This is a genomic window from Marinobacterium halophilum (assembly GCF_003014615.1).
Classification (GTDB): Bacteria; Pseudomonadota; Gammaproteobacteria; order Pseudomonadales; family Balneatricaceae; genus Marinobacterium; species Marinobacterium halophilum.
Genome location: NZ_PYGI01000003.1, coordinates 184,271 through 196,221, shown reverse-complemented (window position 1 = coordinate 196,221; position 11,951 = coordinate 184,271). Strand labels below are relative to the sequence as shown.

The window sequence follows — 11,951 nt, the reverse complement described above, 5'->3', positions numbered from 1 at the left end:
AGCTGATCTATGCTGAACAGTACCGAAGCATAGACGAAGCAAAATCAGCGATCTTCGAATACATCGAAGTGTTTTATAACCGCGTACGTAGGCACTCGGCTTTGGGCTATGTGAGTCTAGCGGAGTATGAGCGCAAATGCGCATAACTCAAGTGTCTACTTTTTGTGGGTAGGACCAAGGTTTAGGAAACTATATGGACAAACTAGTAGAAAAGTTCTTTGAACAAAGGGCCTTATCCAAGGATATTCAATTAAATGAACCGTTATATAAAGCCTTACTTTACTTGGAGAAATCAAACGAGCTAGTCGAAGAGCTATGCAATAAGAATCAAAGCGAGCTTATAAAGAATGTACCTTGGCCCACAATGCACGATATGTATAGACGAAACTATGAGTATTGTTGTGGAGTAATTAGCTGTTTTTTAGTTGGGCAGTTTCAATCAAGTGAGGCCCTATGCCGAACAGCTATTGAAGGTGCCGTAAACTTACACTATGTGAGTTTAGGTGACTCAATAAGCAAGCAAATCGCTTATTTTAATAACCACTTGGTAACAGAGCGCAAACAGAATAAAAACTGGAAAGAAAGTGTAGAGGCATCAAATTTTCCTAAGGCTGGAAAAGATCATCATTTGCAGAAAATTTTAGAAAAAGAAGGTGCGTTAAATCATTATGAAGAAGCCTTGCGTGAGTCCTTACGACTGGCAGGCGTAGACTTTGATGCCGTAGACTTAAAGTGGCCTAGTATTTTTGATCGCTTTAAAGAGATTGGTGAAGAGGTCGGTTACAGAACAGTCTATGCTGCTCTTTGCTCGCAAGCCCACAATGATGCGGAAGATATTTTAAATAAAATTATGGCGCGGGTTATAGATGACGTATCTGGCATGGAAGAGGCTCAGTGGATTGAGCAGTACAATTTTTCACTGTATCTAATGCTTAGAGCCTTGGACTACCAAATTACAGCTTCGGCAATGTACGTTGCGAAGTTCAACATCAAAGTTGACGCGTTAGTTCAATTGAAAAAGGAAGTGATTGAAACCACGAGCCTTGTTATTGAACAAGGGCCGGAATTGGTGCGTGAGAGAATTACGGTGAAATAAACCTCTAACAATCTGTTTAAGAGTGATTCGCAACGCTTGGCATTTTTGCTATGCGTTGCGTTTAGTGTTTAAGGTGGTATGCGGAGGCATCGGTATTGCGTTGCTCACACCTTAACAGGGCGTTAAGCGATAAAGGAATCAGAGATTATGAGTGCTAGCAGAGCATTAGAAGAAGCAAGGCCAATTTTAGAGGATCTGCTTCCCCAAATTGGGATTATTCCTAGTGGGGTTCCTTTAGATACCTCAACTTGTATCTCTTCATTTAGTAAATGGGTAAGCGGACAGCAGGTTGGCCAAGAGGATATAGCATTTTTCGTTGGGCTTATTGGTGCTTTCATAGTGGTTTACTTAGTCGACCATAAAGATGCAAAGGCCTATGTCAAAGAGAATCGCATTTGCGTGGCAATACCGTTCCAGCAAGGAATAATGAGAGAGCTTGAGCCTTATGCAGTTGCACATGGTATTGCATCAGGCAGTGATGGTGACCTTGAGTCATTCTTAAAAAACGTAGCCGCTTAACAAGTTGCAAGAGCAGACGGCACTAGCTGTCAAAAATTCTGTTCCAAAATTTTCGCCAGCCGCGAAATCGTGCCAGTGTTCTCGGTGCGTTTGAAAGCTCTGGCAGTTGCCGAGGCATTGGGAGGTCTCGGTCTTGAGGGCTTCGGTTTTGGTCCAGCGATTGCGTCCGCTGGGTCACCTTAACCCTGGTGCCATTGGTGGGTTCACTGGGCCTGGCGGTAGCGTGCCTGTTGGTATGAGGCAGTTTGAAACAGGGAAGGTGCAGGCATATGGTTTCCAGCATTTTTCCCCTATTTATCTCGCAGTGTTCTGAATTTGATTTCCATACAAATCACTGCACGCGGAAATTTTACTCGCTACGCTCCCAAAATTCCGGTGAGTGAGGCGTTAGCACTAAAAAAGGAGAATTATATGATTGATTGTACATTTGAGCTAAACGGGAAACCAATGAGCGCTTTCAAATGTGGGGCAGCATCATTCCCAGCATTCTCTGGTCTTGAAAAGCATGTTAATAAACGTGTTTCTGCATGTATTCCAAACCAAGGACCAATTCCACCCGGTACATACAATATTATTGACCGACAATCCGGTGGGTTAATTGGCCCATTACGAGATTTATTCACTGGCAGAGATAAATGGTTTGCCTTATATGCAATCGACGATAAAATTGACGATGAAACCTTTTGCAATAAAGTGAAACGTGGCCTATTTCGACTTCATCCCAAGGGTCCTTCTGGTAGAAGTGAGGGTTGTATTGTTATTAACAAAGAATCTGATTTTTTATTTTTGCGAACGATACTCAAGAATACATCAAAGAGCCTTATCCCCAGCTCAGAGCTAGAGGCTTTTGGTCGTGTGGTGGTCAAATGAATAGACTATCCTCTAATCTACTATTCTGGTGTTGGGTCATAATAGCTTCTATCTTAGTCACATATTGGTGGTTTAATAGTATCTATACCATTCAATTTTCCGAATCTTTATGGTCTCAATACAATCAATTATTTGAAGGACAACGACCCGGTGTCGCTTCTGATTTAGAGTTTGTAACAGTTATAACAGGGGCTATTATTATTATAGGTTTTCTCACTCGGTTAACATCGTGGGCAATCAAGCGAGCAAGGATGCGTCAGCGCTAACAAGTGACTGTGGTGTTTTGTCAATATATTAAGCCGTTTTTTGGCACCATACTCCCTCGTTTTTCAGGAATTCTTTGAGCACCACAATGAGCTTACGCGTGCAGGCAATAAGGGCGACTTTTGGTAGTTTGCCCTGAGCTTTAAGGTGTTCGTAAAAACGTTTGAACACGGGATTGCACTGAATGGATGACAGCATTGCCATGAACATGACCGTGCGTAACGGTTGAGTTTACCTGGTTCTGGCAATTTACTGATGAGCGAGACGTTATGAAACAAGGTTGTTTTATGAAATATTCTGATATCGGAAGTGCAATGAATAAAAATATGTGGTCTCATGGCTTAAGAGGAGATTAATATCTTTATTATGAATTAGCAGAACTCTTGCAGAAAACTGAAATCCCAGCAGAATATGAATTTGAAACGGTGATGTATTCCGCTTTTGAAGAGCTGGCGGGAGTTAGTATAGAGTCCACAGATTATGTTCATATAGAGCGACATAGTCATGGAGGGATGTCTTCAGGAATGGTTACTCCAAAAGTTTGGAAGGATGAAATAATTCCGCATCTGAAGCGTGTCATATATGGTGGTTGCTAGATATTAAATTCCGTTCAATAAAATTCGTTTGAATTTAAAATCGCTCAAAACCGTCACGCCAATTGCTGCGGAGTTCGTCTGCCAGCTTTGGGTCAATTATTAACCGGGCAATGGTGATAGCTATGGATTGGCCGAGTAACGAAGACTGTTATTATGCAATGAAAGCTTTTGTAATCTATTACATGGAAGGGGAGCAGCATAATAAGTGGTTAAGTGTCATCGAAGATGGTCTTAAAACTGGAAGGTTCCCTCCAGGCAAAGGCTTCTTACACGAGATTGACAAAGTCATGAAGGGTTCTGCTAAACCAGCCATGCCCAGGAAGGCGGAGCTATATCGATTAATTTGCACAGTATGCATTTAAAAAGTCATAACAAAAAAAGATTGCGGATAAAATGATGACTTAGGCGTTAGCAGGCCGAGTTACCCACGAACAGTAGACACTTCTTATAGCCAGGTGTCCGATTCTTTGGTGAAATTCCAGATTATGAATAATTATGCTTAGTAGAGAAACGGTATTGTTGCTAAAATCTGGCTGTGATAAGTCTAATGATATTTATTCCCAGGGTGATCTGACTTATCTATATAAGTTTGGGTATGGGCGTGCTCATTCTTTTATTGATAGAGAAGTTCTGAATAAAGCTAAGTTCCCCAGAAAGCTAAACTCAAAAGAAATAGGGGATGTAGAGCTATTTTTTGAAAGTGCCCTAGTAACGCCTGGCTCTAGTTTGGCAGCGAGTGAAACCCGGAGCTATGTCTCTTTATTAATTAATAATCTAGAAACTGACTTTTCTGGTATGCATTTTTTTCTTAGTGAAAACTATGAGGATGGCTATTCAAAGTTAATTGAATTTACCTGTGTTGAGGATAATAACTTTCATACGCTTGAACTATTTTGGTCAGTCGACTAAACCTTGTAGAAAGCAAGTCGGAGCGGCACAGCACCTGTCAGCAGGCTTTATGCGGTCTTAAAAACAATGAAAAAACATACATTAAAAAATATTGGTGAGCTGGAAGCTCGTTACATGGGATTAAAGAGTCAGCACAAATTAGATGATTTTTACTATGATGAAACCTTTTTTATAGATCATAAGGGTTTTATGAAATTGGATTTTTACGAGCTGGACTTCAAACCCTATGTTGATATCTCGAATATTGTTGGTAGTTCATGCTTTGGTCTCTGGAAAAGCAAAATAAGAATTTACCTAGGGCATATAAATAATGCAGGGCATGGTGCTAGATATATGGTCCGTGCAGTTACATTATGTCAAGTTAAAGATGTTCAGCTTATGGAAAATTTGAAATCAAATTATTGTGAATTTCTGGAAAAAAATGCGGTCCAAGGTTTACCATATGAACTTTGAATAAGTTTAAAAATCGTTTCCGCAGTTGGCGTTGCATTATATAAGGAAATCCATGTGCCAATCACGTTTTCTTAATTCAATTGGTTTTAAAATTGAAGAAAAAACTAGTCCATCAATATGCAGTGGGTAGGCTCTGTTTCTTATGCTTTCTATTATAAGTGTTTCGTACGTTAAAGCGTTCGGGCTTGTTATTGCGAGACTGTATCGTTTGTGAACGTCTTCTCCAGAAATCGAGTTGTATATGAAAGAAATTGAATTCAAAAATTTGCGGATGATAGCTACTTCCTCTGATGGTGTATATCGGTTAGAAATTTCAATAGCAAGTGGATTTGTTGATTTTTTGGTTACAATTGGATTGAATCAGCAAGACTTCGAAGTCATCGGGAAAGATGAAGAAAGAGCCGCTTTTCTTCATGCCGCACTGCATCGCCCTTTTCAACGCCAAAAAACCGCTTTAGGCGAGGCGGAGCAGCGGCAATACTTGGACGTGATACTCCACGGTTCTGAATCCGAAGTAGAGAGTTTTTTGACTGATAAGGATCATGGTGCCGCTAATGGCGCTATTTCAAACATGATCCGAATAACATGTGGAAGAGAGCAGTCATTAATGCGTCAGGGGAACTGGTTCAATTGATGAATCTAGCCTGCGCTCTTATTATTTTGTTAAAAATCACGGTGCAATAACCGAAGAGGTTGCTGTTGTTATGGGTACGGCATTCAGGTAAAACACTCACAACCAACCATGCTATACCATTAACTTTTTCAAGGATGATACTTATATGTCTTTAGTCGATTTGAACCTTCCCGCCCCCGAGAAACTACGCGGAGGCTGGGCTGCGTTGGCAGCGGTGTGTGCTGCAAGAGGGTGGTGTACTGACGTGTACGCGACACCCCATGAATGGCTTTACCATGATGGGGGCGGTAACTGGGTCTGTTTACGCTTCAAAAGTGATAACCAGGCCGTGCTTTTGGGCCATGACCATGAGTATTCTGAAACCTATTATGGTGAAGCAGCGGCATACTTCGAGGAAGAGGAAACCGATCTGCTTGATGGCGTGCCCGAGTGGTGGAGCTTCAACCTGAGTCCGCAACCGTTTGGTGAATGGATCGGGTTTGTATATGGCTGGGAGGGTGCCAAATGGCAAAGGGCTGGTTACAGTCCGCAGGATGGCTTTGATTCCGTTGGCTTGCTGGACGCTTGCTCGATCAGCTCAACAGATCTGCTGGCAGAGTTTGCGTCCGATGCACCGGGGTTGGGTGACCAACCTCCGCGACAGGAGGCGTTGGATGCGCTGGTTGCCGCCGATGCAAGCATCAGCCCCGAGTTGCTCGAAGCGGTCGTACCGGGCTGGGATATTGAAGCCGGCGTAGAGGCGGCGAGAAAATTTCTGTAGTCCACTAATCATCTCGCGCTGGCATTGTGGATGAACAGGCCAGTTATGCGCTGCGTTTGCTGATGCTTTCGTCAGCGGCCTGTCCATTTGGCTGCTGAACGTTATTGCCAAGGAACCAAAACACATGGATGTCTTAAACAATGGTTTCTAATCCGAAAATTCTGGTCGTTGGTGCTGGTGCAAGTGGCCTGGCCTTTGCCTTGGAATGCGCACACCGTGGAATTAAACCCCGAATTATTGATAAACGCCCGAATCGATCAATGATCGAGAAAGCAACGGGTGTGGCCGCTGGCGTTTGGAGCCAGTTGTCCAAATTCGGTGTATCACCAAAAACTGTAGAAACGGCAATCCCGATGAGAAATTTTGCCTTTTACGATGATGGTGAGTTAGTGGCGAATGTGCCAGTTCCTCCAATTGATGGATGCCCGCCGGCACATCTCTACCCTCAAGGCGAGCTTGAAAGACACTTGGAAAGAGCGCTTGCTATAAAGGGCGTTGAAGTTGAGTACAGCACAGCGTTTCATTCATATGAAGAAAGCAAAAACTCTATTCTTGTAAGAGCTCAGGTTAGCAGTGGTGAAATAGCCCCTTTGGGCTCTTACGATTGGGTTATAGGGGCAGATGGCGCACACAGTGCTGTGCGAGAAGCAGCGGAAATTCCGTTTATTGGTCGTAACTACCCAGAAAACTGGTCTGTTGCTGAGATAACCACGAATCAATGGCCTCAAAACGCGCAAGCCCAGCTTTTTCTTCAATCAAACGGAGTGGGACTGTTCCTGTCTCAACCAGCCGCTGGTCTGGTTCAAGGGATATTGAACGATGAGAATGCCGCCAGACAGCTCACCTCGCTATTCACGGATGCTGAGCTACGCTATGAGCGCCATTTCACTGTTGCGTTGAAACGAGTCCGTACTCCAAGAAAAGGTCGCGTTTGGGTGATTGGTGATGCAGCTCATGTTCAATCGCCAGTCGGCGGTCAAGGGCTTAACCTCGCCATTTGGGATGGTGTTACGCTTGCAGAAGGTCTGCTAGCGGGTGATCTTAAGGTTGAGGCAGCTCTCGCCAAAAGGGCTCGAAAGGTCCTGTTCTTTACGGATTTCGATTACAGAATGCTTGCTACGCAAAGCACCCTCATTCGAAACGCAAGAAACACCTACTGGGCGTATGCGGCAAAGCATCCATCATTGGCTAGGTGGTTCTTCAAAATAATATCGGGTGTTTGGTAAAAAAACTGCCAAATGTGCGTCCACTGCTCCAATCCCTTTGTATTCCGGTAGGAATATACTTATACACACGGCACATTCTACTGGAGACGTATGAAAGCACTTGTTCTGTCCATCGGCGCGCTGTTGCTCACTGGTTGCACTCAGCTGGGGTTGGGGGTGGCCAATCTGCCCGCCAAATTCAGCGATATCCGTATTGTGCGTGATGTTGCGTTCGGCCCCGAGCCTTGGCAGCGGTTGGATATCTATCGGCCCGACGCCGAGGGTGAGTATCCGGTACTGGTGTTTTTCTATGGCGGGCGCTGGACGGATGGCTCCAAGGCGATGTATCCCTTTGTGGGCGAGGCGTTTGCAAGCCAGGGCTATGTCACGGTGATTGCCGAGTATCGCAAATATCCCGAGGTGCGTTTCCCTGCGTTTGTGCAAGATGGAGCGCAGGCGCTGGCCTGGGTGCATGATCATATTGCGCCTTATGGTGGTAATGCCGAACGTCTTTATCTGGCAGGTCATTCGGCGGGGGCGCATATCGCTTCACTGCTGGTGGCGGATGCGCAGTATCTGGCCGTGTATGGCAAGCAGCCCAGCATCGTGCGGGCCTTTGCCGGACTGGCCGGGCCGTATGATTTTGTGCCGGATGAAGATGACTTGATGGATATGTTTGGCCCGCCCGATCGGTATCCACAGATGCAGACCACCACGTTTATCGATGGCACCGAGCCGCCGATGCTGTTGCTCTGGGGTGAGGCGGACACGCTGGTGTACCGGCGCAACATCGACCTGTTGGCGGCCAAGGTACGCACTGAAGGCGGGCAGGTGGAGGCACACACCTATGACGGCATGGACCATGTCGGCATTTTGTCCAGTCTGACCTGGTTCATGCGTGATCGGCGTCCCGTGTTCGACGATATGCTGCGCTTTTTTGAACGCCACTGATGTGCAAAAGGTTGATTTAAGGCAAGGAAACGGTGGGCAGGTGAGGAAGGTTGAGCGTGTGCGGGGAAGGTGATGGCGGAGGATGTCCCCCGCCATCAGGTCGATCAGTCTGAGGTCGCAACGGCCTCTTGACGTGCTTTCACGTTGGTACGCTTGGGCGTATCAACGCTTGTAGCGGGTGCCGGTTCAGCCATGCTGTCGGCATCATTGGCCTTGATGTTACTGGGCTTCACGTTCAACCAGCAGGCCAGGGCCGGCAGCAGGAAGATTGCGCCCAGTACGTTCACCATGAACATGAACGCCAGCAGGATGCCCATGTCGGCCTGGAACTTGAGCGCCGAGAACGCCCAGGTGCCGACACCGATGGTCATGGTCACTGCTGTAAAGACAGCCGCTGTACCACGCTGACGCATCGCTTCATAGAAGGAGGTGCGCAGGTCGACGCCGCGTTTCAGCGAGTGCTGCATCTGTTCGTAGATGTAGATGCCGTAATCCACGCCTACACCCACACCCAGAGCGATAACCGGCAGGGTGGCCACTTTCAGGCCGATGCCGAGGCGGGCCATCAGGGCGTTACACAGGATGGTTACCAGCATCAGCGGTACAACGACGCAGAGCACACCGCGCCAAGAGCGGAAGGTCATCCAGCACAGCAGGGTGATGGCACCGAAGATGGAGCCGATCATCTGCACTTCAGCCGTTTCTACCGCTTCGTTGGTCGCAGCGGCTACACCGGCGTTACCCCCGGCCAGACGGAACTCGACACCTTCGACGGTCTGCGCATCGATAAAGCTCTGCATCTCACCAATTACGTGCTTGAGGGTGTCGTTCTGGTGGTTGTCCAGATACACCATCATGTTGATGGTTTTACAGAGTTCGTTGTTCAGGCCCAGCTCCGGGTTGGCCGCCTGGCTACCCGAGCGCAGCGCCATGGTAGAGCGCTGCAGGGTGCGCCACAGCGGGTTGCCTTCGTTGTTGCCGGAGACATACAGCTTGGCCATGCCCGCCACGGTGCTGACCGACTGCACGCCCGGTACGCCGCGCATGTGGAAGTCGAAACGGTCGACGGCGTTCATCACCTGCCAGTCCAGGCAGGCTTCCGACTCGCGGTTGGTTTCAACATAGACCGACAGCACATCCATACCGATGGAGTAGTCGTTGATGATCTTGTCGTTGTCCTGGTTGTAGCGGGAGTCGGCGCGCAGTTCCGGTACGCCGGTACCGATATCACCGGTCAGCAGTGAACGTGACTGCCATGTACCCACAGCCAGCAACAGCAGCATCACACCCAGGCTGAACAGCGCGGGGCGCGGCTCGGCCAGTGATGAAATCGACCACCACAGCGGGTGCTTCTTGTCACTGTCATCACCGCCCTTGAGCGCCATTTTTTCCAGCTTGAGCATCGACAGGATGATCGGCATGAACATCTTGTTGGTGATGATCATCAATGCCACACCCAGACAGGCGGTCACGCCCAGCTCATGCACCATGGGGATGTCGATCACCATGATCACCATGAAGCCCAGAGCGTTGGCGAGCAGGGCTACGGTACCGGGAATCGCCAGCTTGCGGATGGCGCTTTCGGCGGCCTCGATGGCGCTCATGCCGGCCAGTACATCCAGTTTCCAGGCGTTGGTCATCTGCACCGCGTGGGACACGCCGATGGAGAAGATCAGGAAGGGTACCAGTACCGACATCGGGTCGATGCCGTAGCCGATCTGCGGCAGGATGCCAAGCAGCCAGATTACCGGCAGCAGGGCGACGACAATCGACAGCACGGTCAGTTTGAGCGAGCGTGAATAGAGCCACAGCAGAATGAAGGTGACGGCAAAGGCAACCGCGAAGAAGATCATGACGGTCATCAAACCGTCCATCACATCGCCCATCACCTTGGAGAAACCGATGATGTTGATGTTGATGTTTTCATCACTGAGTTCAGTACGGATCTTTTCCAGATGACGTGCAACAGCGGCGTAATCGGTCTTTTCACCGGTTTCCGGGTCCATCTCCAGCAGCTCGGCCTGTACCATCGCCGATTTCAGGTCGTTGGAGACCAGGTTGCCGATCTGGCCAGACTTGTACACGTTGGAGCGTACCTGTGCCAGGCCTTCATCATTGGCGGTAAAGCGCGAGGGGATCACCACGCCACCGGTAAAACCGTATTCGGTGACTTCGATGTAGCGTACTTCAGGGGTAAACAGGGAGCGCACGCTGGGACGGTTGATGCCGGGGGTGAAGAACACCGCATCGGTGGCTTCACGCAGTTTGTCGAAGAATACCGGGTTGTAGATATCGCCTTCACCGGTCCATTCCAGGCTGACCATCACGCGGTTGGCACCGGTGAATTCTGAAGAATGCTCCAGAAATGCCTGCATGTAATCGTGCTTGAGCGGGATCAGCTTGTTGAAGCCGGGGTCGAAACGGGTCTGCAGGGCGGAGAAGCCCAGCATGATGGTAATCAGCAGGAACAGGAAGCCCAACGGCTTGCGGCCGATGATCAGAAGACGTGCCGATGTGTCAACAAATTTTTGCACGGCTGTAGGTTGATGAGACATAAAATCAGGCTCCTGAAGGCTGTTTCAGTTGGTCGACCGAAAGCGCAGGCATGAGCCCGCTGTCACTGCTCATCAGCAGTTCGCCGGATGCGAGGCGGGCGATGCCGGTCAACGACATGCGGCCACTCTTGTGCAGGAAGGAGAAGCTGCGACCCTGGTCGTTGCTGAGCAGCAGCACGCCGCCCTGACCGCCGAGAAGAATGTCGCCGTTGTTCAGTGTTCGATGGGTAAACAGGGATGCGGGCAGGACGCCGCCGATGCTGGCCCAGCTTTCGCCGTTGTCTTCACTGCGGAATATGTTGCCGCGCATGCCGTACACCACCCAGGTATCGCCTTCGAGGTTGAAGCCGCCGTAGAGTGAACCGTTATAGAACTCGGGGATAGTGTCCCAGTTTTCACCACCATCGGTGGAACGGAACAATGTGCCGGCTTCACCGACGATCAGCCAGGTGCGGTGATCTTCAGAGGGCAGCAGGGCATTGAGGTGCCAGTCGGTGCCGTTGGGCGGCGGCATTTCAGCCCAGCTCTGGCCGTCGTCGTTGGACATCAGCGCCTGGCCAAAGGCCCCAATCGCCATCCAGATGCCGGAGGGCAGGCGGTTGACGCTCAGCAGCGGCTCACCGCCAGGGTTGAACGCGACTTCCTGCCAGTTCAGGCCACCGTCGGTTGTTTTCAGGATCCAGCCTTCGTGGCCAATGGCTAAACCGTTACGTTCATCCTTGAAGTGCAGGCGCGTGATTAAGGCATGGCGCTGTTCGGACAGTTCGGCCCGGTTCCAGCTGTTGCCCTGATCGGACGATACCAGAATATGGCCCAGCTCACCGGCGGTGACGAGACCGGCGGCAGTTTGGGTGATGCTGGTCAGGTTCATGTTTTCAACCGGGATCTGTCGTGCCCCCAATGAAGGGGTGTCTCGGTGTGAGAACGCGAAAATTCCGGCCACTGCCACAATGAGTGAAACAGCGATGCCCAGCGTTACGCGCATAGCAAAACTCCTTTGTTTTTAGGCCCTCAGGCTTGGCTTTATTGTTGTTGTACAACGTGCCTGGAGATCGAAGAGTACGTATCCCATTATTCTCAGCACTGGAATGACAACATCGTCCAAACGGGCTAGGGGTGTGCAGTGATCCAAAATATGA

At 48.9% G+C, this 11,951-nt stretch carries 12 protein-coding genes; 10 read left to right on the top strand and 2 right to left on the bottom strand.

From position 1 onward, the window contains the following. The 10 genes from CLV44_RS03535 to CLV44_RS03475 all read left to right on the top strand — a co-directional run. On the top strand, positions 1-146 hold a 146-nt coding region (locus CLV44_RS03535; protein ID WP_146139978.1), incomplete at its 5' end, for an IS3 family transposase. Positions 147-193: 47 nt separating this feature from the next. Continuing rightward, positions 194-1,096 carry a DUF5677 domain-containing protein gene (locus CLV44_RS03530; protein ID WP_106590722.1) on the top strand — a complete coding sequence of 301 codons (903 nt, stop codon included), beginning with the start codon at positions 194-196 and terminating at the stop codon, positions 1,094-1,096. Positions 1,097-1,243: 147 nt separating this feature from the next. Continuing rightward, positions 1,244-1,615, top strand: coding sequence for a hypothetical protein (locus tag CLV44_RS03520; protein ID WP_106590721.1), 372 nt, complete (start codon positions 1,244-1,246; stop codon positions 1,613-1,615). Positions 1,616-2,026: 411 nt separating this feature from the next. Beyond that, on the top strand, positions 2,027-2,485 hold the full coding sequence (locus tag CLV44_RS03515; RefSeq protein ID WP_106590720.1) for a DUF2778 domain-containing protein: 459 nt from the start codon (positions 2,027-2,029) through the stop codon (positions 2,483-2,485). Between the two features lie 1,355 nt (positions 2,486-3,840). Beyond that, on the top strand, positions 3,841-4,254 hold the full coding sequence (locus tag CLV44_RS03500) for a hypothetical protein (RefSeq protein ID WP_106590718.1): 414 nt from the start codon (positions 3,841-3,843) through the stop codon (positions 4,252-4,254). 66 nt (positions 4,255-4,320) lie between these two features. Then, complete coding sequence (locus tag CLV44_RS03495) at positions 4,321-4,707, top strand: hypothetical protein (protein ID WP_146139977.1); 387 nt, start codon at positions 4,321-4,323, stop codon at positions 4,705-4,707. 241 nt (positions 4,708-4,948) lie between these two features. Continuing rightward, entirely contained in the window at positions 4,949-5,341 is a 393-nt protein-coding gene (locus tag CLV44_RS03490) for a hypothetical protein (RefSeq protein WP_106590716.1), read from the top strand. A gap of 145 nt (positions 5,342-5,486) precedes the next feature. Further along, positions 5,487-6,101 carry a proteophosphoglycan 5 gene (locus tag CLV44_RS03485; RefSeq protein ID WP_106590715.1) on the top strand — a complete coding sequence of 205 codons (615 nt, stop codon included), beginning with the start codon at positions 5,487-5,489 and terminating at the stop codon, positions 6,099-6,101. Between the two features lie 140 nt (positions 6,102-6,241). Continuing rightward, positions 6,242-7,327 (top strand): FAD-dependent oxidoreductase, encoded by a 1,086-nt coding sequence (locus tag CLV44_RS03480; protein WP_106590714.1) that lies wholly within the window; start codon positions 6,242-6,244, stop codon positions 7,325-7,327. A gap of 90 nt (positions 7,328-7,417) precedes the next feature. After that, positions 7,418-8,257: an alpha/beta hydrolase gene (locus CLV44_RS03475; protein ID WP_106590713.1), complete on the top strand. Its 840-nt coding sequence runs from the start codon at positions 7,418-7,420 to the stop codon at positions 8,255-8,257. Positions 8,258-8,361: 104 nt separating this feature from the next. On the opposite strand, the gene CLV44_RS03470 is transcribed toward CLV44_RS03475, so the two are convergent. Together CLV44_RS03470 and CLV44_RS03465 are read right to left on the bottom strand one after the other, a co-directional pair. After that, positions 8,362-10,812: an efflux RND transporter permease subunit gene (locus CLV44_RS03470; protein WP_245912589.1), complete on the bottom strand. Its 2,451-nt coding sequence runs from the start codon at positions 10,810-10,812 to the stop codon at positions 8,362-8,364. 4 nt (positions 10,813-10,816) lie between these two features. After that, positions 10,817-11,797 carry a WD40/YVTN/BNR-like repeat-containing protein gene (locus tag CLV44_RS03465; protein ID WP_106590712.1) on the bottom strand — a complete coding sequence of 327 codons (981 nt, stop codon included), beginning with the start codon at positions 11,795-11,797 and terminating at the stop codon, positions 10,817-10,819. Positions 11,798-11,951 lie beyond the last annotated feature (154 nt).

Excerpts from the sequence above, each read along its gene's own strand:
- CLV44_RS03495 (WP_146139977.1), top strand. The coding sequence starts at position 4,321 with ATGAAAAAACATACATTAAAAAATATTGGTGAGCTGGAAGCTCGTTAC.
- CLV44_RS03475 (WP_106590713.1), top strand. The coding sequence starts at position 7,418 with ATGAAAGCACTTGTTCTGTCCATCGGCGCGCTGTTGCTCACTGGTTGC.
- CLV44_RS03470 (WP_245912589.1), bottom strand. The coding sequence starts at position 10,812 with ATGTCTCATCAACCTACAGCCGTGCAAAAATTTGTTGACACATCGGCA.
- CLV44_RS03530 (WP_106590722.1), top strand. The coding sequence starts at position 194 with ATGGACAAACTAGTAGAAAAGTTCTTTGAACAAAGGGCCTTATCCAAG.
- CLV44_RS03520 (WP_106590721.1), top strand. The coding sequence starts at position 1,244 with ATGAGTGCTAGCAGAGCATTAGAAGAAGCAAGGCCAATTTTAGAGGAT.
- CLV44_RS03500 (WP_106590718.1), top strand. The coding sequence starts at position 3,841 with ATGCTTAGTAGAGAAACGGTATTGTTGCTAAAATCTGGCTGTGATAAG.
- CLV44_RS03515 (WP_106590720.1), top strand. The coding sequence starts at position 2,027 with ATGATTGATTGTACATTTGAGCTAAACGGGAAACCAATGAGCGCTTTC.
- CLV44_RS03485 (WP_106590715.1), top strand. The coding sequence starts at position 5,487 with ATGTCTTTAGTCGATTTGAACCTTCCCGCCCCCGAGAAACTACGCGGA.
- CLV44_RS03465 (WP_106590712.1), bottom strand. The coding sequence starts at position 11,797 with ATGCGCGTAACGCTGGGCATCGCTGTTTCACTCATTGTGGCAGTGGCC.
- CLV44_RS03480 (WP_106590714.1), top strand. The coding sequence starts at position 6,242 with ATGGTTTCTAATCCGAAAATTCTGGTCGTTGGTGCTGGTGCAAGTGGC.
- CLV44_RS03490 (WP_106590716.1), top strand. The coding sequence starts at position 4,949 with ATGAAAGAAATTGAATTCAAAAATTTGCGGATGATAGCTACTTCCTCT.